This window comes from Luteibacter sp. OK325 (assembly GCF_003050935.1).
Classification (GTDB): Bacteria; Pseudomonadota; Gammaproteobacteria; order Xanthomonadales; family Rhodanobacteraceae; genus Luteibacter.
In genome coordinates this window covers 68,395-92,772 of sequence record NZ_QAOX01000007.1, presented here as the reverse complement: position 1 = coordinate 92,772, position 24,378 = coordinate 68,395, and the positions used below count along the sequence as shown (strand labels likewise).

Below are 24,378 nucleotides of genomic sequence, written 5' to 3'. Positions count from 1 at the left end.
AACATGCCGATCGGCGATGGGTGGGGGCATCGTAAGACAGCACGGGCCGCGACGCTACGCCGGGCTCGGCAGGCTCCGCGCCAGCTGATCTGCCGGGACCGGACTGCCGAGCAGGAACCCTTGCAGGACATCGCAGCCCAGGCGCGTGAGCAATTCCTGCTGCTCCGTGGTCTCCACGCCTTCGGCCACGATCTTCAGGCCGAGGGTCTTGCCCAGGGCGATGATCGCCGAAACGATGGCCTCATCGTCGTTACCCCGGGTCAGTTCGGTCACGAAACCACGGTCGATCTTGAGCTCATCGGCCGGCAACTGCTTGAGGTAGAGCAGGCTGGAATAACCCGTGCCGAAGTCGTCGATCGAGATGCCCACGCCCAGGGCTGCCACCTGGTTGAGGATAGCCAGACTGGCCTCCGCATCGCGCATGGCGGTGGACTCCGTGACTTCCAGCACCAGGCAGGCCGGGTCGAGCGCATGGCGCTCCAGCGTCGACCGAAGCACGTCGACCAGACCGGCATGTGTGAGCTGTACGGTCGACAGGTTCACCGCCATCGTCCAGGCCGCGTGTCCTTCGTCCTGCCACGCACGCATCTGCCGACACGCCTCGTCGAGCACCCAATTGCCAATGGGGATGATCAGGCCCGTGCGCTCGGCCACGCCGAGGAAGTCGTCCGGCGGCACGAGGCCCACACCCGGCTTCTGCCAGCGCAGAAGAGCCTCCACGCCCGTGACCGGGCCGTCGGGCGAGACGAGCTTGGGCTGGTAATACAGCAGAAACTCATGCTGGTCGATCGCCCGACGCAGGTCATGTTGCAACTGCAACTGCTGGTGCACGTTGGCGTTCATCGCGCTCTCGAAGAAGCAGTAGCCGTTACGGCCTTGCTCCTTCGCGTGGTACATCGCGGCGTCGGCATGGATCATCAGGTCGTGCGTGGTCCGGCCGTTCTCCGGGAAGACGGCGATGCCGACGCTTACCGACACATGCACGCTGTGTTCATCGATCAGGTAAGCCGCACCCAGCGCTTCGACCAGCCGTTGAGAAAGCATGGCCGCGTCTTCGGGCCTTGCGACATCCACCGCCATGACGAACTCGTCACCGCCCAGGCGGGCAACGGTGTCTTCGCCACGCTTGGTGGCAAGGATGCGCTTCGATACCTCCTTGAGGAGAAGGTCGCCGACGTGGTGACCGTAAACGTCGTTTACCGCCTTGAATCCATCCAGATCCATGAAGAGCACGGCGAACTGGCGCCCTTCGCGCGTGGCCTTGTGGATCGCCTGGTCCAGGCGGTCGCCAAGAAGCACGCGGTTTGGCAGGCGCGTCAGGTTGTCGTGCAGGGCGAGCTGGACCAGCTCGCTGTTTGCGCGATCCAGTGAAGTGGTCAGCACGCTGGCGCGGACGTCGAGCATCGACACGATCAGCGCGATGGCGAACACAGCCAGGCTGACGACGATCACGACCACGGCCAGCCACTTGGCGTCGATGCCGGTATTGGCCGCGCCGCAATAGCTGCCGACGGGAAATCCGGTCGCGGCCATACCCGTGTAGTGCATGCCGACAATGGCGCAGCCCATGACCAGGGAGGCCCCCAGCCGGGCGAATACCACGCGCTCGACGTCCTTGCGCAGGCGAAAGGCGATCCACAGGGCCGCGCCGGAGGCCAGCACCGCGATGACGACCGACAACGAGAAAAGAAGCGGGTCGTAGACCACGCCGGGCATCATCCGCATCGCGGCCATGCCGGTGTAGTGCATCGCGGCGATGCCGGCGCCCATGACCAGGGCACCCACGACCAGCCGCCGCATCGGCAGCTGCTCGTGGCACACGAGCCACAAGGCGAATGCCGAGGAACCGATGGCGAAGACCAACGAAAGCAGGGTCAGGTCGAGGTCGTAGCCGATCGCGATCGGCAGGCTGAAAGCCAGCATCCCGATGAAGTGCATCGACCAGACGCCAATGCCCATGGCGAAGGAGCCGCCCACCAGCCAGAGCACCGATGCCGTGCCGCGCGTGCCCGAGACCCGCCCGGCCATATTCAGGGCCGTATACGAAGCGAGGATGGCGACCACGAGGGAGAAAACGACGAGGACGCCGCTGTAACTGCTGACGAGCATGGGTTTACCTGACGGGCCTGCGATGCTGCCACGCATCGGGGTGATGGATGGCGTCGTACAGGATATCGGCTAACGGGCAGTCATCTTGAGGAGAAACCATCATTTTCGTCAGATTGGGCAGGTCTTGCGATGCGGAAGCGACCGCCCTAACCTGCGCCCACGCGACGGACTGAAGGATGCCCAGGCAAGATGGAAAAGGACCTCGATAGGCCGGTCGCCTACCTGATCTGTGGCAAGGTGGGCTCGGGAAAGACAACCTACGCGACCCGGCTCGCCGCGCAAACGCAGGCGCCCGTTTTCTCTATCGATGCCTGGATGGCGACGCTCTTCGGCGCCGATACGCCGGCATCTGGCGTCGGCCGCCCCATCGATTTTGCCTGGTACGCCGAGCGCGTCGACCGCTGTGAAGCCATGATCTGGGAGCTATGCAAGCAGCAAGTCGCACAGCACCGTTCGGTAGTGCTGGATCTCGGTTTCCTCCGCATGGCTCGCCGGAAGAAATTCGTCGAGTGGGCGGCCGCGGCGGGTGCCGACGCACAGCTGCATCTTCTCGAGGTCGACATCACTACCCGTCGTGAACGCGTGGCCGCGAGAAATCGGCTTCGCACAGGTACGTTCTCGTTTGCCGTGACGGATGAGATGTTCGATTTTGCCGAAACGTTATTCGAACCGCTCGACGCCACGGAGATGCATCAGGTCGTGCCTCCGGTACAGGTATGTCGGACGGCCTAAGACTTACAGTCTACGTAACTGTCATCAAGCCTTAAATACAGGGCCAGAGGAAGCATGACGACCACGTCGTGGCCACGCAGCCGCCTTTACGCCGCTACCCCAAAGAGTAGGCTGGCAAGGCTGGGACTCGGAAAAGAGGAAAGTTTCGGCACCGGGGGACCCTCTGAGCTATCCGGGCAGATCTTGGCGACGCACACAGCAGTCGGAGATTGGCTATGAAGAAGATGCTTATCGGTGGAGTGCTCCTGGCACTCCTTCTCCCGTTCCAGGTCATGGCGCAAAACGCCTTCGAAGGGACCTGGAAAGTCGACATCAACAAGGTGAAAGCCTCGAACAAGCCGCTCGTGGTCACGCTCAAGGGCGACGAATACACATGCAACTGCACGCCGCCGATCAAGATCAAGGCTGATGGCGTCGACCACGCTGTCACCGGACATCTCAGCTTCGATAGCGATTCGGTGAAGATCGTGGACGATCATACGATCGTCGATACCGTGAAGAAGGACGGTGCGGTGGTCAACACACGAACCACGACCGTGGCACCCGACGGCAAGACAGCGACATTCGAATCCATCAACAACCGCCCCAGTGGCGCGACCACCGTCAAGGGCACACTGACGCGCGTGAAACCAGGTGCTGCCGGCTCGCATGCTATCGCCGGATCCTGGCTCACCAGCAGTTACCAGAGCGCGACCGAAAGCATGATGAGCTACACCTATAAGATCGACGGTGATGCCATCACCATGACGAACCCGCAGGGTGAGTCGTACACGGCCAAGCTCGACGGGAAACCCGTACCGTACAAGGGTGACCCGGACACCGACACGATCGCGGTCAAGATGGTGGGCAACGCGCTGCAGGAGACCACGATGAAGGGCGACAAGGAAACCTCCGTGGCGAAAATGACGGTATCGCCGGACGGCAAGACCATGACTACCGCGGTCGTGTACAAGCCGAGCAATCGCGATGTGACCCTGGTTGCAGCGAAGCAGTAAGTTCACCGCGCTTTCCAAAATGCCTGCCGAAGATCGGGATAGCCCGGGCTCTACCCCGGGCTATCTACGTAGTTCAACGGTTCCCGGGCACCGTCGGTCGGTGCAAGATCACTCACGCCTTTCCAATCTACGTCCCGCGTCCGGGACGTAGTGTAGCCATGGGCCGGGATACGACAGGCAGGGGTTTCATATCGATGAATCGCGAACGCCGTGGAATCGGTGGATGGGTGTTCGGCCGCTACGTGGCGGGAGCCGCTGCGTGCCTGGCGTTATTCATCCTCGCAGCTCCCCTGCGCGCGCAGACGCGCACCACGGTAACGGCGCCCGACACCATTGCCACCCGCGTCATGGCCTGCACGACCTGCCACGGCTTGCGCGGCGAAGGCAGCAACGACGACTACTTTCCCAGGCTGGCAGGCAAGCCCGCGGGCTACCTGTACAACCAGTTGATCGCCTTTCGCGACGGGCAGCGCAAGTACGCGCCCATGAATTACCTGCTCGAGTATCTCCCTGACGCCTATCTCCAGGAGATGGCCGGCTACTTCGCCCAGCAACAGACGCCCTTCCCGACGCTGCCCAAGCCCGACGTCCCGCCCGCCGTGATGGCACTCGGACAGAAGTTGACCGTCGAAGGCGACGCTCGCCGACATATTCCTTCGTGTGTCGCTTGCCATGGTGCATCGCTGACCGGTGTTTCGCCCGATATTCCGGGACTGCTCGGACTGCGTGCCAAGTACATCAGCGCCCAGCTCGGCGCCTCGCGCTATGGCGCGCGCGTCTCGGCAAAGCCCAATTGCATGCAGAAGATCACCGTCCTGCTTTCCGATGCGGATATCGCCGCGACCTCGGCGTATCTATCTTCCCTACCTTATCCGGCGAACCCTGCTCCGGCCACCGAAGGCTCGCTCGCGCTGGCACTGACTTGCCACAGTAGTGACGCCCGATGAGAACGCCTCGTTGGCTCGCACTCGGCTTACTCCTCCTGGCACAGGTCGGCCACTCGCAGGATGCATCGATCGTGGCGCGAGGCGAGTACCTTGCGCGCGCCTCCGACTGCATCGCGTGCCATAGCAATCCGGGAGACAAACCTTTCGGTGGTGGCCGGCCCATGGCGACACCCTTCGGCACGCTCTATTCGCCGAACATCTCGCCCGACCGCACGACCGGCATTGGCGCGTGGACCGCCGATGAGTTCTACAACATGATGCGCACCGGCCGCTCGCGGTCGGGCATGTTGCTTTACCCCGCCATGCCGTTCGCCGCTTACACGAAGATGACCCGGCCGGACATCGATGCCATCTTCGCTTACCTGAAAACGGTGCCGCCGGTGCATCGGCCCAACACCGCACAGGACCTTCGTTTCCCGTACAACAATCGCAGCCTCCTGCTGGGGTGGCGCACGCTCTACTTCACCGAAGGCGAGTACAAGCCCGACCCGTCGAAGTCGAGCGACTGGAATCGCGGCGCCTATCTCGTCGAAGGGCCCGGCCACTGCGCGATGTGCCATACCGCCATCAATGCCCTGGGCGGCAGCTCCGCGTCGGCGGCGTATCAGGGCGGACTCATTCCCATGCAGTACTGGTACGCACCCTCGCTGACCTCCAACAAGGAAGCGGGCCTTGGCGATTGGAGCATCACCGACATTTCCGACCTCCTGCAGGCCGGCGTGTCCGCACGAGGTGCGGTGTACGGACCCATGGCAGAAGTCGTCCACAACAGCCTGCAGTACCTCTCTGACGCCGATATCCGGGCCATGGCTGTTTACCTGAAGGCCCTGCCAGCCACCGGCGCATCGAGCGCACCTACGCAGGCCGAGGTACAGGGCAAGCTTCGCCTCTTTCCCCTGGGCAAGAAAATCTACGCGGCCCAGTGCGCCACGTGCCACGGTACGCAGGGTGAAGGCAAGGGATCCGACTTTCCGCCACTGGCCGGCAACCAGTCGATCCAGATGACCTCGTCCGTCAATCCGATCCGCATGGTCCTCAATGGCGGTTATCCCCCCGGCACGATACGAAATCCCCGCCCTTACGGCATGCCGCCGTTTGCACAAGGACTGTCGGATGAGGAAGTCGCCGCCGTCGTCACGTACATCCGCACGGCCTGGAACAACCGCGGCACGGCCGTGACCGACGCGGACGTCAACGCGCTTCGTTCGGCTCCGCTGGACTAGAGGGAGAACCTGCATGACCGACATCGACAAAGCACCCGGCGACGAAGACAAGCGTGTCGACGAAATCGTGCGCGCGGGCCCACGCGGTGCCCTGATGGTCGCCGGCATCGCCGTGGCCCTGGTGTTCCTGATGTGGTTCCTCTTCTACTTCTTCGCCTTCCTTCCGCGCGGCGTCATTTTTCACTAGAGGAATCGTCATGGCCCGAGCGGTGCCCGCAGATCCACATGACGGCGAAGCTCTCGCCAAGCGCATCGAGAACCGCTGGGCGCTCACCATGGTCGGCCTTGTCGCGCTGCTGGTGGCGATGGTGATCTTCACCGGCCTGCACTGGGCGACGATGCCGCCTTCGCGCGTCGAAACGATCAATCCGTCCACCCTGCATGTCGCCGGTGAGTTCGTCGAGAGCAACCTCGGCAGCGCCGTGGAAGCGGACGGATCGATCACCGTGCGGATCGTCGGGCAACAGTATTCGTTCACGCCCCAGTGCATCGTCGTTCCCTCGCGCACACCGGTCACCTTCCGCGTAACGAGTGCCGACGTCATCCACGGCATGCTCATCACGGGCACTAACATCAATTCGATGGTCTCACCCGGTTACATCTCTACCTTCAAGACCCGCTTCGAAAGGCCCGGCGATCACCTGATGCCCTGCCACGAATTCTGCGGCACGGGGCACGAGGGCATGTGGGCGAACGTCAAGGTCGTCGAACCGGACGCCTTCGCCAGACTGGTCGGCCCGACGAGGAGAGCCAGCTGTGATCTATAACAAGCGGCTCATCCTTGCGCACTTCTGGCTGGCCTTTGCGCTTTTCGGTGTAGCGATCCTGCTGGGCGAATGGCAGATGTTCATCCGTAGCCCGTTGCATGGATGGCTGCGCAACGCGGATCTCTATTACCGGTCGGTCACGGCGCACGGCACCGTCATGGGCTATGTGTTTCCGACCCTGGTCGCCATGGGGTTCGGCTACTTCATATCCGAAGCGGCGCTGGGGCAGCCGCTAGTCGGGCGCCGGTGGGCTTGGGCAGGCTATTACATGATCATCGTCGGCTCGGTGGCCGCGGTGGTGCCCGTCGCGATGGGACTGGATTCCGTGCTTTACACCTTCTACCCGCCGATGATCGGCAACGCCTTCTATTACATCGGCGTTGTTCTGGTGGTGGTCGGCTCCTGGGTGTGGGTCGCCTTGATGGGGATCAACCTTTACGTGTGGAAGCGTGCCCATCCCGGCGCACCGGTTCCGCTGGCCATGTTCGCCAATGTGGCGGGTGCCTATCTGTGGGGATGGACCGCTGTCGGCGCCGCGCTGGAGTTGCTGTTTCAGATCCTTCCTGTCGCCCTCGGTTTCGCGACGACGATCAATGCCGGACTTTCCCGTGTCCTCTTTTCATGGACGCTCCACGCCATCGTCTATTTCTGGTTGATGCCGGCGTACATCGCCTTCTACACCATCGTTCCCCGAGCCATCGGCGGGCGGCTTTACAGCGATTCGATGGCACGCATCTCGTTCGCGCTGTTCCTTGTCTTCGCCATGCCCATCGGTATCCACCATCTGTTCGCCGATCCCGAAGTCGGTGCCGGATTCAAGGTGGTCCATTCCATCTTCACCGCCATGGTCGCCGTGCCGACGCTGCTGACGGTGTTCACGATCTGCGCCTCGGTAGAGATTGCTGCCCGTCTTCGCGGCGGCAAGGGCCTGTTCGGCTGGGTCAAGGCACTGCCATGGGCCAACCCGCAGATGCTCGCCCTTGCGCTGTCCTTCGTCATGCTCGGCTTCGGCGGCGCGGGCGGCCTGATCAACATGAGTTACCAGCTGGATTCGACCATCCATAACACGCAGTGGGTGACCGGGCATTTCCACCTGATTTTCGGTGGCGCGATCGTCATCATGTATTTCGCCCTCGCCTACGATCTCTGGCCACACCTCACGGGTCGTGCGCTTCTCAATCTTCGACTCGTGCACTGGCAGTTGTGGCTGTGGTTCATCGGCATGATCGTGCTGACCTTCCCCTGGCATTACGCCGGGCTCCTGGGCATGCCGCGACGCATGGCGTTCTACGATTACACGGCGCCCGGCATGTTCGCCGAGGGCGTCTCGGTCGTGATGTCGACGATCGGCGGTGCGATGCTCGTGGTGTCGGCGGCGTTGTTCCTGACGGTGCTTATCCGGAATCATTCGGCGGCGCGGGTGGATCCGGAGCCGTTCACCTTCAGCCGTGCCGTGCATGAGCCGGTGTCGCTTCCCTGGGCGCTTAACGGGCTGGGACTTTGGTTAGGCCTCATGATCGCGCTGACGATCACCAACTACGGCTACCCGATCGTGCAACTGATCATGACCCCTGAGGGACGCGTCCCACCCGTGTTCGTGGGAGGCAAGCCATGAGCGGCCCACTACTGCGCAACCGGTGGTTCGTCGGGAGTGTCGGCGGCACCTTTCTGCTTCTGGTGTTTTCGGTTTTCGTCGGCTTCGTCTGGCTTCCCTCGGCCCAGGATGATTCCCTGTTCAAGGGACTGCTCAATTCGATCTGCAGCGCAGCCGGTGTGCCGAGGTCGTGGTTGGGCGAGGCCAGTGCCCCGGTGACGTCCCCGGTGAAGGTCTCGGAGGTTGTCATGACGCCGACCACGCTCGATGGGCCGGCATCCAGCGGCGCCGTTGGTCGGGGTGGCACCCTGGCGCTCCGTTGCACCATGTGCCACGGACTGCGGGGCGTCAGTAATTCGCAGACACCTACCCTGGCCGGCCAGTACGCCTCCTCCATCTATAAGGAGCTACGCGATTTCCAGAGCGGAGCACGGGTCAGCGCGGTGATGGCTCCCTTCGTCGCCGACCTTCACGACCAGGATCTGCGCGATCTCTCGGCGTACTACGCCTCCCTGCCTCGCCAGCAATCACCCGCCACGCAGGATTTGCAGTCCGCACCGGACGTCGTCGCCACCGGCGCGCCGATGCGCAACATTCCGCCTTGCGGATCCTGCCACGGCAGGTTGACCGCGAAGTTGGGCGTGCCGTGGCTGGAACTACAGCCGCGCGACTATCTGAAGACGCAGCTGGAGGCATTTGCACGCGGCACGCGACGTAACGACACCAGTGCGCAGATGCGCAACATTGCGCGGAACATGACGACCGAAGAGATCGATGCGTCGGTGAGCTATTACACCGGCGGTCAATGACCCTTGGGGTCGCGGCCATCACCCATGTCCATGTCCGGGTCCATGTCTTCATCGGGTGGAGCCTGCGCCACCATCGCCTTGTAGCTCGCCGGAGTGAGTTCGGGCAGCTTCTGCAGGAAGGCGACCATGCTCCAGATCGTCATGTCGTCGTGACTGCCACCCCAGGCAGGCATCGCACTCATCTTGATCCCATGCTTGATGACCCAGAACGCCTGAGCGGGGTCGACTCGTGTCTGTGACAGATTGGGCGGCTGCGGGTACAAGCCAGGACGCAGTTCGGAGTCCTTCTGCCCGGGCTTCAGATGGCACTCGGTGCACATCGCCGCGTATTGTCCCGCGCCTTTGAGGATCAGTTGGGGATCGGACAGATCGGGCACCGTGATGGCGGAGGCGTGCGCATGGATCGAGCGTTTTCGCAGAACCTCCAATACCGCATAGGTCGCTTTGCTGTGCGGATCATCGGCGCCGATGTTGTACGCGCCCGAATAGACAAATGCGGCGGCGCCCAGGGTACCCACCACGGTCACACTGGCGACAGTGGCGAGGATGATGTTCAATCGATTCATGGATCAGCGCCTTGGAGCCCAGGAGGGACGCCGAGGTTAAGCCGTCGCTCTGGACGCCCTCAACTCTGGAGTCCGGTACACGCGACTTTTAGCCGGTTCAAGCATAATCACCGGGCCGCAAGGTGCGGCTGTGCCCCGGGGTTTCCATGGATAAGGTTACTGGCGTCGCGCTTGGGTTGAGGTGGGTCGCGGCCCTCACGATCGCCGCGACATGTTCGGTGTGCAGCAAGGCTACGGAGCCGGCGACTTCCGCGGTGACTCGCCTTGTCATCGACGACGACTGGGGTGGCCTCAACCCCACATCGCCGCACCTCGCCCACTGGGTGATCGAGCCGCAGGGCTCGGGCTTCGTCCTCTCCGGGACGTACAGTCAGCAGCACATGGAGACAGAACCCCATTACTCGCGGACGGACCAGCGCGACGTCACGAACGTGCCCGCCCAGCCGGTACCCACGGCAGCCGTCGACGCGTTGGTCCGCGCCTTGCGAGCGCCACCGCAGCCGACGGTCGACACCGCCGTGTTCGGCGCGGCGCTCGATCACGCTGGCGAGACGATCGACGAAACGGTGCAGAGGCTGATGGCCCTGAATCCGTCGCCGGCCCTGCGCCAGCGCATCCTGGCCTGGGCGACCACCCTGCGGCAGGGTCAACCTCTGGCCCAGGCGATCACCGTGGGCGTGACCACCGACTCGCACTCCGATGACTACCCACACACCCGCGTCGAAGCGAGCTTCGCCGACGGATCGAGCCTGGCGTTCCGTTCCGGCTCGCAGAATATGTTCCTGCTTCCGTGGAGCGATGCATCGGGCCACACCACGTTCTCCGCGGATTTGCCCGAGGCGCTCGCCGCGGTGCTGCCGCCGACGTCCACCAATCGAGGGCGACTCGCCGGGAAGCCTTCCCCGGACGAACTGCACGACTACCTCGAGACGGGAATGGGCGAGGACTACGCCCTGTTCCAGGTACAGATCGTAGCGCCGCAGGCCTATGCCGCGCTGACGTCGCGCTTCACCATCCGCGATATCAATCCGGTCGATATGACATCACACGGGCTTTTTGTCACCGTCAGCCTTCCCGGTGGGCCGCCGAACCTGAGTCTCCGAACGAAGCTCGCCATAAAAGGCCCGGCATTGGCGAAGCCCTCGGAGCTGGATGGGATGATGGTTGCCTTGAACACGGCTGCTACCGCGACAGGATTGCATCAAGCCATGCAGTCAGCCCCGAAGGACGACTTTCGCATGGAGCACAGCATCGGCATTCAGCCATTCCATGCTGAGGCGAAGCAACAATTCGTCACGCAGATGGCCCAGGCTCATAAACTGCCTGAGCTCGCAACGCATCCGCACCTCCTCGACGGCGCTGTGATCGTGATGCAGGGTGGCTACCCGACGTATTGGGTGGCGCTGCGTGACCACCGTGCGGTCAGGTGGAAGCGATACATCAACGGAAACCATACGACCGGTCATCGACTCTGTGCCGACGTGCCCGTTCCTGATGAGGATTGGCGAAGCGTCGGAATCACCGATGAATGCTTCGGGCAGGTTTATGACGCTGCCGGGAAGGCTTTATAGGCTCATCGGGTCGAGCCGCATGATCATCCGGCCGTACGAAACGGTTGTGCCACGGAGTGGCCATGGAAAAGGTTAACGGTGTTGGGATCGGGCTGAGACTCGCCGCTGCTTTGGTAATCGCCACAACGATGTCATCGTGCACGAAGCCCTCGCGATAGAAAGGTTCCCTGCATCCACCAGCCGGCTCCGCCGAACTCACCCGTATCGTCATAGACGACGACTGGGACGGCTACAGCCCGCTTACGATGTGTATTTAAGGCAACCAGACGTGCCTGGTGCTGTCGAGCTTCCACGCAACGAAGTTCGAAACGCTCATCTAAACCATGCGAATTTCGCCAGGGAACTCATCGCGAAGCCCATTGATCGATGTCATACGTTGACATAGGAACACGTGATTGGGGCCTCGGTAACTAAGAGGCTGAAGCAAGCAGGGCACGAAACTCGCCCTGATGCAGGCGGACAAATTCACAGAGCCACGCGTCGTGACTATCTTCGCGATCGCGCACCCAGTCGTCGATGCACTGCATATCCGCGGCGATAGCCCAGTTCCCAATACAGAAACGATACTTTGCGGCAATCTCGGCTTCGTCCATCAAACTCATCAAATGAGCGAGCGCGAACGCCCGATATTCAGGCACGGATTCAAAGTACGTCCAAGCTCCGGACCTGACGCTTTGAGAAAGCCAGTTCAGCGTCTCGAAGAAAAAAATGCTGTCCGGCAATCCATACGAGAGCAATTGGCAGTCGAAGGATCTCGGCACCTGCACCGTAGATTGCAACTCAGCCAAACCAAGAGCGTCCGAGGGGCAAGTCAGACGTTCTAAGTACTCTTCTGATAGACGAATGCCCACAAAATTTCTCCGAGAGGCGCCACTCGGGAGGATGCACTATTAGGCCTTCAACGCCCTCACATTCCCCTGCGACTATTTTCAGCGACATCAAAGTGCCTCGCTGGATGTCGATTCCGACGGCGCACGGCCTTCCAACTTGACGTTGGAACGTCGTGCGAAATCGGAGAGCGCCGCCTCCTGACCCTTAGTCAACAGAGCACGCCCGAAGAACCACGCCGCACGTGGTGTCACGTAGACGAAGCAAGTCCTCGCATCGAATCTGATGCGATGGATTCCCGACCAAGGGAGGCGCGTGACGACGGCGCCGGTTGCGCAAGCAGCACCCTCCTCGTCGAACGTAAAGACGGGAACGCCAGATTCCTTCGTTGCGCGCAGCACTCTCCATGCCTGGAGCGCAAGGAGGAAGGGGAACATCGCAACGACCCATCCCAATCCGCACGACGCCGCGAGCCATAGCGGAGCAGGATTGTGAAAGGAGAATGTTATGAGCACGAACATAAAAGCAACGGTGACGTAGCCGGAAGGGACCGCAAACCAGAGTTGCGCCATGACGGCGAAAGTGCGGAAGAACGTCCGCGGCGCAGTTACAGTGATTGCCACAGTCGTGATGATCCTTATCGTTCCCCGCCGGGAATATAAGGGCATTTCCGTCTACCGACAAACGCCCACAAAAAAACCCGCTTTCGCGGGTTTCTTTGCGATCCGGTGAGGTCTCCGGATCTGTGTTGGTGCCCAAGGGGGGACTCGAACCCCCACAGCCTAAGCCGCTACCACCTCAAGGTAGTGCGTCTACCAATTCCGCCACCTGGGCATAACTTTTACAGCGTGTTGCGGTGTCGCTGATTACTTCTTGGCCGGCTCGGCGGGTGCCTTGGCGGCATCCTGCTTCGCGGCCGGAACATCGGTGTTGTTCGCTGCCGGGGCGGTAACGACGGGTGCCTGGGGCACGTCCGACGCGACCGGTTTCACCGGAGCGTTGTTGGCGGGAGCGGCCGGCACGGTAGCACCGGACATCACGCCAAGATCCGCGACCGGCTGGGGCGTGCCCGAGCGACCGAGGTAGATACCCATGCCCAGGCTCAGCACGAAGAACAGTGCGGCCAGGACTGCCGTGGCGCGCGTCATGAAGCTCGACGAACCACGTGCACCAAACACGGTAGCGGACGCGCCGCCACCGAAACCAGAACCTGCATCCGCACCGGCGCCGCGCTGCATAAGAATCAGCACGATCATCGCTGCAGCGACAAGGATGTAAAGAACGCTGAAGAGGATGAACATATCTTCTGTTTGCCGTGTCGCGTTATCGACGCGCCGCGGCGCAAATTTCCAGGAAGTCGGAGGCTACAAGAGCGGCTCCGCCGATCAATCCCCCGTCTACATCAGGCTGGGCGAAAAGGTCGGCCGCATTGGCCGGCTTGACGCTGCCACCGTAAAGCACCCGGGTCAGGAGCGAGATATTAACATCCTTTTTTGCCACTTGGCTACGGATGAACGCATGAATTTTTTGGACCTTGTCCGGGGTGGCCGTGAGCCCCGTCCCAATGGCCCAGACCGGCTCATAGGCGATCACGCCGGCACGGAAAGCCTCTACCCCATAGACATCGATCACGGCGGCCAGCTGGCGGCCGATGACCTCTTCCGCCCTGCCCGCCTCGTGCTCTTCCTGCGTCTCGCCCACGCAATAGATAGGTGTGAGGCCAGCATCGCATGCCGTCCTGAACTTCTTCGATAGCAGCGCGTCGGTCTCGTGGTAGTACTGGCGGCGCTCGGAATGGCCGACCAGGGTCCACTTGGCGCCGACATCCCGGACCATCGAGCCGGAGATTTCACCCGTATAGGCGCCCTGCTCGGGGTGCTCGGAAATGGTCTGCGCGCCAAAGCCCAGGCCACGGTCACCGTATTTATGGACCAGGTCGGCAAGATAGATGATCGGCGGGATAACCAGCACGTCGACGCCGTCTTCCAGGCCCTCGACGATCTCGCGGACCAGGCCATCGGCCATCTTGCGCGATCCGTGCATCTTCCAGTTACCGGCGACGAGCTTCTTGCGCATGGGTTGCTTCCGGTCAGGGCCAGGGGGCGGCAGGATAGCGGCGGGTCCCCCGGCGGCAAAAGCTGCAACGCCGCAAAAAGCCGTGGGAACACGACGTTCACCGAGGGTATCGCATAACCCTCGCAATTGACCTGCCCCGTCCCGCCTTCGATGATCCCTGCATGCGAACCCTGAGAATTTTCTTTACCGCCCTCCTTTTGACCGTCTCGGTCGCCGCCTTCGCGCAAGCGCCGGACGACGACCCGGGCACCCAGATCGGTGACCTCCGCGGCCAGCTCGACCAGATCGAAAAGGGGATGAAGGACGAAAACATCACCGATTCGACTATCGACGACCTCCGCGGCAAGGCTGGGGACATCGTTGGCAAATCCCAAAAGGTCTCCAGTTCCCTGTCGCCCAACCGCGACGCGGCGAAGGCCCGTCTCGACCAGCTCGGCCCTGCCCCGGCGGCCGGCACCAAGGAAGCGCCGGAGCTCGCCGCCACACGCAAGGATGCCCAAAAGGCCTTCGACGCCGTCGATGCGCAAATCAAGCAGGCCGACGGCATCACGCTCGAGGCGCAGCAGACCACCAGCCAGCTCGCCGACCTGCGCCGCATCCGCTTCCAGCAATTCCTTTCCCGGCGCACGTCGTCCCCGCTCTCACGCCCCTTCTGGCTGGAGCCGGCCAAGGCGTTTCCGCGCGACTCCGCCAACCTGAGCGCCTTTGCCGGCGGCGTAAAGACCGATATCGCCAACAGCTGGACGGACGGCAACCGCATCGCCCTGGTCATCTGTGTCCTGTTCGGCGTGCTGCTCATGACCGGCGTGCGCTTCTATCTCGAAAAACGTGCGCGCCACCTCACCGCGAACCGTATGCCGCCGGGCCGTCTGCGCCGCTCGGCACTCATCCTCGGCATCACGCTCACTTCGGCGCTTACGACCGGTCTCGGTACCCAGCTGCTGTACCTGGGCCTGAACTGGAACGAGACCTTCACCGAAGATACCGATGCGATGGCCAAGGCCCTCGTGCGCATCATCTTCTTCGGTGCGTTTATTGCCGGGCTTGGCCGTGCACTCATCTCGGCCAAGCGGCCGTCGTGGCGCCTGCCCGCCCTGTCCGACGAGACGGCGTTGAGCCTGCGCCGCTTCCCGATGCTGTTCTCGCTGGCCGTGGTGCTGTTCTATTTCCTGAAGGAACTGAACCGCACGATCGGCACCAGCCTCGCCGCCACGGTGATGACCAGCAGCCTGCAGGCGCTGGTGCTCACCACGCTCACCGCGATCGGTCTGGTTCGACTGAGTCGCTCGCAACATGTCAGCCAGGTCGACGAGGAAGGCGACGCGCCGTCGCCCAGGCCGGTCTGGGCCAGCCTGTTCATCGCGGCTGCATGGATCGCCATCGTCGCGTCGTGGATCGGCCTGCTCACCGGCTTCGTTGCCTTCGCTTCGTTCATGGCGGGCCAGGTGGTGTGGACGATCATCGTGCTCTCGGCCACCTATCTCGCGATGCGCCTGGTGGACGACCTGTTCGAGACACTGCTCTCGGAGAAGGGTCCGATGAGCGCGCGTGCGCAGGCCATTTTCGGCACGCACCCTCGCCTGCTCGACCAGGCCGGCGTGCTGCTCTCCGGCATCGTGCGCCTGGCGCTCTTCATGTTCGGCGTGGTGGCGGTGATCTCCGGCTTCGGTGCCGGGGCGTCGGACATCCTCACGCTGGGCACGAAGCTGCAGACGTTGAAGATCTACAACTTCGAGTTCAAGCCGGACCAGATCCTCACCGCGATCGGCCTGTTCTTCCTCGGCCTGCTCGCCGTGCGGGTGATCAAGAACTGGATGTCCGAGCAGTACCTGCCGCGGACCAACCTCGATCCCGGCATGCGCAGCTCGCTGACGACCCTGCTGGGTTATGTCGGTGTCGTGATCGTCGTCGCTATCGCCTTGCTGGCAATGGGCCTCTCGGTACAGAACGTGGCCTGGGTGGCTTCGGCTCTCTCGGTCGGTATCGGTTTTGGCCTGCAAGCGATCGTTTCGAACTTCATTTCCGGTTTGATCCTGCTTGCGGAGCGGCCGGTGAAGGTGGGCGACTGGGTGGTGCTCGACGACGCCGAGGGCGATATCCGCCGGATCAATGTGCGCGCCACGGAAATCCAGGTGTCCGACCGCTCGACGATCATCGTGCCGAACTCGTCGTTCATCACCAAGCCCGTGCGCAACATGACGATGTCCAATCCGCAGGGCCGTGTGCTGATCAAGCTGCCGATGCCATTGGATACCGATCCGGTGGAAGCGCGCGATCACATGCTGGAGGCGATGCATTCGCATAAGCAGGTGCTGGAGACACCGGCGCCGTCGGTCACGCTGGATAGCGTGGACCGTGCGGCCATGACGTTTGCCGTGGTGTGCTACGTGGGTGGGCCGCGTGACGTGGGTAACGTGAAGAGTGATTTGTTGTTCGACATCATCGCGCGGTTGCGCAAGTCGGATATTCCGTTGCTGCGGCCGCAGGATCTGGTGTTGCGTGGGGGTGGGAGTATGTCGGATGTGGTGGGGCCTACGGCTGCGGCTGCGCCTAAGGCATCTACGGATGATCCTTCTAGCTGATCGCTAGCACCTTTTCGCCGATGAATCGGCTCCCACAACGAGCAAGCAGTGCTCTTAAAGCTTTCTGTGGGAGCCGATTCATCGGCGATGCTTTCAGCTCCCTGTGGGAGCCGATTCATCGGCGATGCTTTCAGCTCCCTGTGGGAGCCGATTCATCGGCGATGCTGTTACTTGGCGGCCTCAACCGGCGCCAACCGCAAATCCTGGAAGTCGAAGCTGAAATCCGTCAGCGGCGACACCGGCTCCATCCGCACTTCCCGCACCTTCCCATCCGGATCCAGATCGAAGTTGACGAACGCGTCGCCGTTGAGCGAGCGGTCCTTCCAGTGGGCGATGAAGGTGTCGTGCTGCCAGGGGTCGAGCGTGCCGGTGAGCTGGGCGGTCTTGGCAAAACTCATCACCAGCTTGCCGCCCTGCTTGCTCACCTTGACGTCGCCGTACCAGGGATCGCGATACGTGCCGACGTAGCCATCCAGCGGCAGCGAAGGCTTTGAGCCCTTCGCACGTGCCGCTTCGTGCTTCTTCATGCTGTCGTCCGCGTTGCCTTCGTTCTTGCGCACGCCCGCGGCGTAGGCAGCGATCCAGTCGGTCTTCGGCGCGTCCATGTAGGCATCCAGCGCGCGCATCGTCACGGCCTGGAATGCCGCACCGGACTCCTGGTTGGTCAGCACCACGATACCCAGCTTCAGATCGGGCACGAGGGTGACGCGCGAGACCATGCCCGGCCAGCCGCCGGTATGCCAGACGAGCTTGTGGCCGCGGTAATCGGAGACGAACCAGCCTTCGCCATAGCCCGAGAAGTTCGCCTTCGCGGCCTTCAGCTCGGGCACGCTCGGCTCGGCAATGCGGATGGGCGTGAGCAGCGACCACATCTCCTTCTGCCGTGCTTCGCTGAAGAGGCGCTGCTCCTTGCCGGCGCTGTCCTTATAGACGCCGCCATCGAGCTGCATCGTCATCCACTTCGAGAGGTCGTGCACGCTGGAGTAGATGCCGCCCGCCGCTTGGTTGTTGTTCCACGACATCGGCTCGACCGGCTTCAGGTCCTTGAAGTCGAACTTGGCGTGGCCGGTGGCAATGTCGTCGCCCGCACCGATGTGATCCGGTGCATGCGTCTGCGATTCGGTCATGCCAAGCGGTGTGAAGATGCGTTGGGTGACGAAGTCGGCCCAGGGCTTGCCCGAGACCTGCTCGATGACCAATCCGGCCACGGCGAAGAGGATATTGTCGTACGCGTACTCAGCGCGAAAGCTATTGGTCAGCGGCACATAACGCAGGCGCTGCACCACTTCCTGCGTCGTATAGGTGGTGGCCGGCCAGTACAACAGATCGCCGGCGCCGAGGCTGAGGCCGCTGCGATGGGCGAGCAGGTCGCGAATGCGCATCTCGCGCGTCACGTACGGGTCGGACATCTGGAACCAGGGCAGCCGGTCGACCACGCGGTCGTTCATGTCGAGCTTTTTCTCGTCGGCGAGGATGGACAACGAGGCTGCCGTGAAGGCCTTGGTGTTCGAGGCAATGGCGAACTGCGTATGTGCGTCCACCTTCGTCGGATCACCGAGCTTGCGCACACCCGAACCCATCTCGAGCACGACCTTGCCGTCCTTGACGATGGCTACCGCGATACCCGGCACGTCGAACTGTTTGCGCGTGGCATCGACATAGGTGTCGAAGTCGGCGAGGTCCATCGGACGCGCCACGGTACCGGGAGCGACCTGCGGTGACACTTGCGCGTCCTGGGCCTGCGCGGCTAGCGCAAAGGCGAAGCTGGTGACACCAAAGGCGAGGAGATAGCGAAGACGCGGCATGGAAGGTCCCGGCAGGAATGAACGTGCCGGGACTATTCCATGCCGCGAGGATCCGCGAAAGGCCCTATCAGGCCTTGCTCTTCTGACTGAAGAGCACGCTGCCGAGGATGATCGCGCCGGCCAGGGCCATCGTCGGGGTCAGAGCCTCGCCAAGGAACATCCACGCCCAGGCCACGCCGAACAGCGGCACGAGGTAGGTGGAGGTCGCCGCACGCGGAGCACCGATGCGTTGGATCAGGCGGAAGTAAAACGCATAGGCCAGCCCCGTCGAGAGCACGCCAAGGGCGACGACGGCGATCCACGACTTCGTCGGGATCGGCGCATCCGGCCAGGTCAGTGCGGCCAGCGGTGCCATGAGGATGGTCGCGCCAAGCAGGCAACCGGCCGCGACGGCGGTGGGTGGGAGGTCGGACAGGTAGCGCTTGATGAGGTTGGCAGCCAGGCCATAACAGAACGACGCCGCGGCACCGGCGAGCGCGGCGGGCGCCACGTTTTCACCGGCCGTACGACCGCTGGCCAGGATCACCACGCCGACGAAGCCGGCGACCAGTGCGATGGCCTTGCGCGTGCCGATCTTCTCACCGAAGCCAACGAAGGCGACCAGCGCGGCAAAGAGCACGGTCATGCTGTTGGCGATCGCGCCGATGCCGGCCGGTGCACGCTCCGCACCCCACGCGAACAGCGTGAACGGGATGGCTGCGCTCAGGGCGCCAAGAAGAAGCATCTTCCACAGGTGCGACAGCCGGACAGCTTTGCGGGCCTTCCACAACAGCGGCAGCAGGATCACCGAGCCGAAAAGCAGGCGCGTGGCGACCATGGGGAACGGGCCGAAATCCTTCGCCGCCACACGCATGAAAAGGAACGAGCCGCCCCAGATGGCGCCGAGGGAGACCAGTTCGACCGGGGTGCGCCAATCGCGTTCGGCGACCGGGCCTAAGGAATCAGCGGGAGGATTGATGGCGGTCGACATATGAACCTCGCTTGTGGCTATGCCCTATTCTCGCTGGAATGGCGCGCCGGACAAGCGCATTCTTTGCAAGCCAGCCTCTCATTTAATTCAGCCCTGCCCATGCGATCCGCCCTCCTGCCCGCCCTCGCTGCCTTCGCCTCCGCTGCCCGGCACCAGAATTTCGCTCATGCCGCCGAGGAGTTACATCTCACCGCCAGCGCGGTGAGCCACCATGTGCGCAAGCTGGAGACGGCCTTGGGCGTGAGCCTGTTCCAACGGCATGCCCGCGGCGTGGCCCTCACGCCCGAGGGCCGCCTGCTTGCCGATGCCGCCGGTTCGGCGCTCGCCGAGGTGGAATCCGTGCTCGACAGCCTGCGGCAGCATCGACGCGATAACGGACTGCGCCTGAGCGTACTGCCCTCGCTGGCAGCAAACTGGCTTACCCCGCGGCTACGACGCTTCATCGACGCACATCCCACGGTGCGCCTCTCCATCGACACCGACCGCTCCCTCGTCCGCTTCGACGAAGGCGGCCCCGACCTGGGTATTCGCTACGGGTCAGGCCAGTGGTCCGGACTCACCGCGCGCTTCCTGATGGACGACTCGCTGCAACCACTGGCGTCGCCGGAACTGGCCGCCAGCATCCGTTCGCCCGAAGACGTCGCCACCCTGCCCCTGCTGACGGACATCGCACCGGAAGGCTGGCGTGAGTGGTTCCGCGCCGCCGGGGTGCGCTACCCGCGTGGCGGCACGATGCATACGCTCAGCGATTCAGCCGACGGCCTCAATGCGGCGGCGTCGGGTCTGGGTGCGGTGCTGGCACGCACGCGGCTGGCGTCGGCGCATCTGGCCGATGGGCGGCTGGTCCGTTTGCCCGGACCGGAGCTGCCGACGCGCTATGCGTATTACCTGGTGCACTCCGCGCATCGGCCGCCGACTGCGGCGGCGTTGGCGTTTATTGCCTGGGTCGAACGCGAGACCCTCGAGCCCAGAGGCTAGCGAGCGACTGGCGGCCAGGTGATCAGGTGGTCAGGTGGTCAGGTGGTCAGGTGACGCCGACGAAGCCGCCGGTCTGATGTGCCCACAGACGCGCATACAGGCCGCCTCGCGAAATCAGCTCCGCATGCGTGCCGGTCTCGACGATGGCCCCGTGCTCCATCACGACCAGCCGATCCATGCGGGCGATGGTGGAAAGGCGATGCGCGATGGCGATTACCGTCTTGCCCTGCATCAGCGTTTCGAGACTTTCCTGGATAGCCGCTTCGGCCTCCGAATCCAGTGCCGAGGTCGCTTCGTCCAGGACGAGGATCGGCGCGTCCTTCAGCAGCACGCGCGCGATGGCGATGCGCTGGCGCTGGCCGCCGGACAGCTTGACGCCCCGCTCACCGGCGTGGGCGTCGTAGCCCGTGCGACCTTCGCCATCCGATAGCAGGGGCACGAACTCGTCCGCGCGCGCCTTGCGCACGGCCTCGAACATCTCCGCCTCGGTCGCGTCGGGGCGCCCATAAAGCAGGTTGTCGCGAATCGAACGGTGCAGCAACGAGGTGTCCTGGGTCACCACACCGATGTTCGAGCGCAGCGACTCCTGGGCGACCTTCGCGATGTCCTGGCCATCGATGAGGATGTGCCCTTCTTCCAGATCGTACAGACGCAGCATCACGTTCATCAGCGTCGACTTGCCGGCACCCGAGGGACCGACCAGGCCGATCTTCTCGCCGGCGCGGACGATGAGGTCGAGTCCGCCGATGACGCCACCCGCCTTGCCGTAGTGGAAGTGGATGTCGTCGAAGCGCACTTCACCCCTGGTCACGACGAGCGGCTTCGCGTCGTCGCGATCGACCACGGTACGTTCCTGCGCGAGCGTGGTGATGCCGTCCTGCACGGTGCCGACGTTGTCGAAGATGCCGTTGACCACCCACATGATCCAGCCGGACATGTTGTTGATGCGGATGACCAGGCCGACGGAAAGCGCGACCTGACCGGTCGAGACCGTACCGCGCGACCACAGCCACAGCGCAAGTGCGCTGGTGCCGGCGATGAGCAAGCCGTTGAGCGAGGTGATGGAGAAGTCCATCGAGGTGATCATGCGATTGGACGAACGCACCTTGTCGGTCTGTTCGAGCATGGCCTCGCGCGCATAGGCTTCCTCGCGGTTGGTATGGGCGAAGAGCTTCAGCGTCATGACGTTGCTGTACCCGTCTACGATACGTCCCATCAGCTTCGACCGCGCCTCGGAAGCCTTCCAGGAACGCTCCTTCACCCGCGGCACGAAGAACACCAGCATGCCGATGTAGCACGCGATCCACAGTACCAAGGGCAGTGCCAGGAGCACGTCGGCCTTGGCGAACAGGTAGACCGACGTACCCGCGTACACCGAGACGTACCACATCGCGTCGACCACCTGCACGGCCGACTCGCGCAACGAGGGCGCGGTCTGCATGATGCGGTTGGCGATACGACCGGCAAAGTCGTTCTGGAAGAACGACAGGCTCTGCTTCAGTACGTAGCGATGGTGCTGCCAGCGCACCATGTTCGTCATGCCGGGGTTGAGCGTCTGGTTCACCAGCAGATCGTGCAGGCCGATGGACAGCGGGCGCAGTACCACCACGACAAAGGCCATCCACAGCAGCGTGGTGCCGTGCGTCTGGAAGAACACGGCGGCCGGTGTCTTCTGCGCCATATCCACCACGCGACCGAGGAAGTCGAACAGGGCGACTTCGATCAGCGCCACCGCCAGGCCGACGAACAGTGCGGCGGCGAAGATCTTCCACACCTGGCGCAGGTAGTAGATGTAGAAACGCACGACACCCTTCGGCGGTGCGCGGTCCGGCGCCTCGCGGAAGATGTCGATCAGGGATTCGAACCAGCGAAATATCATGTGGGCATTCTAGTCCCGTTGAGCGTCGCGGGCACGTGCCCGCCCCTCCCCGATCTCAAGCCAGCGTTTCGCGCACCCAATGCCGGCCGCTGGCGATGGCCTGCACGAAGGCCTCGGCCATGGCGTCGCTGGCCTTCCCCGGCGCGACCACCACACCATGCACCGACTTCATTCTGCCGTTGGCGGCGGAAGCACCCGGCAGCCCCGCCAACAACTCCACGCCCGCGCCGCTGGCGGCGATGGCTTTGCAATGCCGCCAGCTGTCCCGGATGAAATCGCCGACTTCCACATGACGCTTCAAAGCATCTACGCTTTTTCGGCCACCGGGGATATAAATCGCGTCGAACAGGACGGAATCGCTCGTGCGGAAACTGAAGTCGGCTTCCACTGCATCGTGATGTGACGGGATGGCGCCGAGTTGTGGTGCGACGATTTTCATCCATGCCCCACTGCTCTCCAGCGCCTTGCGCAGCGTGGCCAGGTCGGCGCGGTCGTAGCCGTCCGCCAGGAGCACCGCGACCTTGCGTGTGGCGATGCCGCGCGGGTGGCCGTTCGCCATGCTGAGCGCCGGCGAGACGGGAAGATCCCGCGCAGGCCGCGAGTGATCCGTCTTCGGCGCCCCGACCTTCCGCGGCACAGGCATGCCCAATCCCTTGCCGACACTGGCCGCCATGTCCGCGTCCACCTGCGCCAGCATGAACAACGTGCGTTCGCGCACCGCCGCTGAATTCACCTTTCCGAGCTCGAACTCGAGTGCATGGCAGATATGGTTGTACTCGGGCTCGGACTGGCTGTGCAGGAACATGCGCGCCTGGGTGAAGTGATCGAGGAAGGTATCGCTACGTGCACTGGTGCCGTGACCGTTCCGTCGCGCTACGTCGGTCGCCGATGCCCTGCCGCGATTGATCGGCAGATCGTAGCCGTCGGCTCCGCCAAGGCGCGATGCCTGTGCGTGCGCGTATGCCGCAACGCGACCCTGCAGGAGCGGATCGTCGGAGAGATCGATACCGGGCACCACATGGCCAGGATGAAAAACCACCTGCTCGGTTTCGGCGAAGTAGTTGCGCGGGTTGCGATCGAGCACCAGCTTGCCGATGCGCCGGACAGGCACCACTTCCTCGGGAATTAACTTGGTTGGATCGAGCAGGTCGAAGTCGAACGCGTGCCTGTCCTTCTCATCCACTATTTGCACGCCGAACTCCCACTCGGGAAAGTCGCCTGCCTCGATCGCGTCGAACAGATCACGGCGATGGAAGTCCGGATCGTTACCGGAGATCTTGACCGCCTCGTCCCAGGTCACGGCATGCAAACCGAGCGCCGGCTTCCAGTGGAACTTGACGAAGTGTCCTTCGCCCGCCGCGTTGATCAGGCGGAACGTGTGTACGCCGAAGCCTTCCATCATGCGATAACTCCGCGGAATGGCGCGATCCGACATCGCCCACATGATCATGTGCATGGACTCGGGCATGCAGGAAATGAATTTCCAGTACGAATCCTGCGCGGTCGCCGCCTGCGGCATCTCGTTATGCACGTCGGGTTTCGCGGCCTGGATCAGGTCGGGGAACGCCATCGCGTCCTGGATGAAGAAAACCGGCATGTTGTTGCCGACCAGATCGTAGTTACCTTCCTCCGTGTAGAACTTCACGGCGAAACCGCGCACGTCGCGCGCAAGGTCGGTGGATCCGCGGAAACCCGAGACGGTGGAGAAGCGAACGAAGACCGGCGTGCGCTTGCCCCTGGCCCTGAGGAAGTCGGCACGCGTCAGCGATGCCATGGACTCATAGGCCTCGAAATAGCCATGCGCGCCGGCACCGCGTGCATTGACTACCCGCTCGGGCAGACGCGCGTGATCGAACCGATCGAACCTCTCGTGCAACGCAGAAGCATCGAACGGCGGCTTGCTCATGACGGACCCTTTGCTATGGCAGCAGGTCGGTTATGGCAGTG

At 63.1% G+C, this 24,378-nt stretch carries 20 protein-coding genes, 1 tRNA gene and 1 pseudogene; 11 read left to right on the top strand and 11 right to left on the bottom strand.

From position 1 onward, the window contains the following. Window positions 1-54: 54 nt before the first annotated feature. Window positions 55-2,109: a bifunctional diguanylate cyclase/phosphodiesterase gene (locus C8J98_RS15395; RefSeq protein ID WP_107914074.1), complete on the bottom strand. Its 2,055-nt coding sequence runs from the start codon at window positions 2,107-2,109 to the stop codon at window positions 55-57. A 189-nt stretch (window positions 2,110-2,298) separates the two neighbouring features. Here C8J98_RS15395 and C8J98_RS15390 point away from each other — a divergent pair, with 189 nt between their 5' ends. The 8 genes from C8J98_RS15390 (at window position 2,299) to C8J98_RS15360 (ending at window position 9,176) form a co-directional block, all read left to right on the top strand. Further along, complete coding sequence (locus tag C8J98_RS15390; RefSeq protein WP_107914073.1) at window positions 2,299-2,841, top strand: ATP-binding protein; 543 nt, start codon at window positions 2,299-2,301, stop codon at window positions 2,839-2,841. A 215-nt stretch (window positions 2,842-3,056) separates the two neighbouring features. Further along, window positions 3,057-3,836: a hypothetical protein gene (locus tag C8J98_RS15385; protein ID WP_107914072.1), complete on the top strand. Its 780-nt coding sequence runs from the start codon at window positions 3,057-3,059 to the stop codon at window positions 3,834-3,836. A 194-nt stretch (window positions 3,837-4,030) separates the two neighbouring features. After that, window positions 4,031-4,783: a c-type cytochrome gene (locus C8J98_RS15380; RefSeq protein WP_233260251.1), complete on the top strand. Its 753-nt coding sequence runs from the start codon at window positions 4,031-4,033 to the stop codon at window positions 4,781-4,783. Further along, window positions 4,780-6,006, top strand: coding sequence for a c-type cytochrome (locus tag C8J98_RS15375; RefSeq protein ID WP_107914071.1), 1,227 nt, complete (start codon window positions 4,780-4,782; stop codon window positions 6,004-6,006). The genes C8J98_RS15380 and C8J98_RS15375 overlap by 4 nt, the downstream gene beginning before the upstream one ends. A gap of 13 nt (window positions 6,007-6,019) precedes the next feature. After that, entirely contained in the window at window positions 6,020-6,193 is a 174-nt protein-coding gene (locus tag C8J98_RS22190) for a hypothetical protein (RefSeq protein ID WP_199229932.1), read from the top strand. 10 nt (window positions 6,194-6,203) lie between these two features. After that, a complete protein-coding gene (locus C8J98_RS15370; protein ID WP_107914070.1) occupies window positions 6,204-6,773 on the top strand; it encodes a cytochrome C oxidase subunit II in 570 nt (189 codons plus the stop codon). Then, window positions 6,763-8,388, top strand: a complete 1,626-nt coding sequence (locus C8J98_RS15365) for a cbb3-type cytochrome c oxidase subunit I (RefSeq protein ID WP_107914069.1) — start codon at window positions 6,763-6,765, stop codon at window positions 8,386-8,388. Before C8J98_RS15370 ends, C8J98_RS15365 begins: the two co-directional genes overlap by 11 nt. Continuing rightward, on the top strand, window positions 8,385-9,176 hold the full coding sequence (locus tag C8J98_RS15360) for a c-type cytochrome (protein WP_107914068.1): 792 nt from the start codon (window positions 8,385-8,387) through the stop codon (window positions 9,174-9,176). The genes C8J98_RS15365 and C8J98_RS15360 overlap by 4 nt, the downstream gene beginning before the upstream one ends. Before the next feature lie 38 nt (window positions 9,177-9,214). On the opposite strand, the pseudogene C8J98_RS15355 reads toward C8J98_RS15360, so the two are convergent. Continuing rightward, window positions 9,215-9,742, bottom strand: a pseudogene (locus tag C8J98_RS15355) (cytochrome c); the annotation flags it as partial. A 254-nt stretch (window positions 9,743-9,996) separates the two neighbouring features. Here C8J98_RS15355 and C8J98_RS15350 point away from each other — a divergent pair. Further along, window positions 9,997-11,313: a hypothetical protein gene (locus C8J98_RS15350; RefSeq protein ID WP_146171651.1), complete on the top strand. Its 1,317-nt coding sequence runs from the start codon at window positions 9,997-9,999 to the stop codon at window positions 11,311-11,313. A 410-nt stretch (window positions 11,314-11,723) separates the two neighbouring features. On the opposite strand, the gene C8J98_RS15345 is transcribed toward C8J98_RS15350, so the two are convergent. The 5 genes from C8J98_RS15345 to tpiA all read right to left on the bottom strand — a co-directional run bounded on the left by C8J98_RS15345 (window position 11,724) and on the right by tpiA (window position 14,217). Then, entirely contained in the window at window positions 11,724-12,164 is a 441-nt protein-coding gene (locus C8J98_RS15345) for a hypothetical protein (protein WP_107914065.1), read from the bottom strand. Between the two features lie 87 nt (window positions 12,165-12,251). Next, entirely contained in the window at window positions 12,252-12,764 is a 513-nt protein-coding gene (locus C8J98_RS15340) for a YcxB family protein (protein ID WP_146171650.1), read from the bottom strand. 126 nt (window positions 12,765-12,890) lie between these two features. Next, window positions 12,891-12,975, bottom strand: a tRNA-Leu gene (locus C8J98_RS15335). Between the two features lie 32 nt (window positions 12,976-13,007). Next, complete coding sequence (gene secG, locus C8J98_RS15330; protein ID WP_107914063.1) at window positions 13,008-13,442, bottom strand: preprotein translocase subunit SecG; 435 nt, start codon at window positions 13,440-13,442, stop codon at window positions 13,008-13,010. Between the two features lie 22 nt (window positions 13,443-13,464). Beyond that, entirely contained in the window at window positions 13,465-14,217 is a 753-nt protein-coding gene (gene tpiA, locus C8J98_RS15325; RefSeq protein WP_107914062.1) for a triose-phosphate isomerase, read from the bottom strand. Window positions 14,218-14,378: 161 nt separating this feature from the next. Between tpiA and C8J98_RS15320 the strand changes: the two genes are divergently transcribed. Continuing rightward, the gene (locus C8J98_RS15320) at window positions 14,379-16,799 is read left to right on the top strand and encodes a DUF3772 domain-containing protein (protein ID WP_107914061.1); all 2,421 of its coding nucleotides are present in this window, start codon (window positions 14,379-14,381) and stop codon (window positions 16,797-16,799) included. 167 nt (window positions 16,800-16,966) lie between these two features. On the opposite strand, the gene C8J98_RS15315 is transcribed toward C8J98_RS15320, so the two are convergent. Together C8J98_RS15315 and C8J98_RS15310 are read right to left on the bottom strand one after the other, a co-directional pair. Further along, complete coding sequence (locus C8J98_RS15315) at window positions 16,967-18,604, bottom strand: serine hydrolase (RefSeq protein WP_107914060.1); 1,638 nt, start codon at window positions 18,602-18,604, stop codon at window positions 16,967-16,969. Window positions 18,605-18,671: 67 nt separating this feature from the next. Next, window positions 18,672-19,574: a DMT family transporter gene (locus tag C8J98_RS15310; RefSeq protein ID WP_107914059.1), complete on the bottom strand. Its 903-nt coding sequence runs from the start codon at window positions 19,572-19,574 to the stop codon at window positions 18,672-18,674. A gap of 99 nt (window positions 19,575-19,673) precedes the next feature. Here C8J98_RS15310 and C8J98_RS15305 point away from each other — a divergent pair, with 99 nt between their 5' ends. Further along, window positions 19,674-20,552 carry a LysR substrate-binding domain-containing protein gene (locus tag C8J98_RS15305; RefSeq protein ID WP_343125727.1) on the top strand — a complete coding sequence of 293 codons (879 nt, stop codon included), beginning with the start codon at window positions 19,674-19,676 and terminating at the stop codon, window positions 20,550-20,552. Window positions 20,553-20,598: 46 nt separating this feature from the next. Here the strand turns inward: C8J98_RS15305 and C8J98_RS15300 are convergent, their stop codons facing one another. Both C8J98_RS15300 and C8J98_RS15295 read right to left on the bottom strand, forming a co-directional pair. Next, window positions 20,599-22,431, bottom strand: coding sequence for an ABC transporter ATP-binding protein (locus C8J98_RS15300; RefSeq protein ID WP_107914058.1), 1,833 nt, complete (start codon window positions 22,429-22,431; stop codon window positions 20,599-20,601). A 55-nt stretch (window positions 22,432-22,486) separates the two neighbouring features. Beyond that, window positions 22,487-24,337, bottom strand: a complete 1,851-nt coding sequence (locus C8J98_RS15295; protein WP_107914057.1) for a catalase — start codon at window positions 24,335-24,337, stop codon at window positions 22,487-22,489. Between the last annotated feature and the right edge of the window lie 41 nt (window positions 24,338-24,378).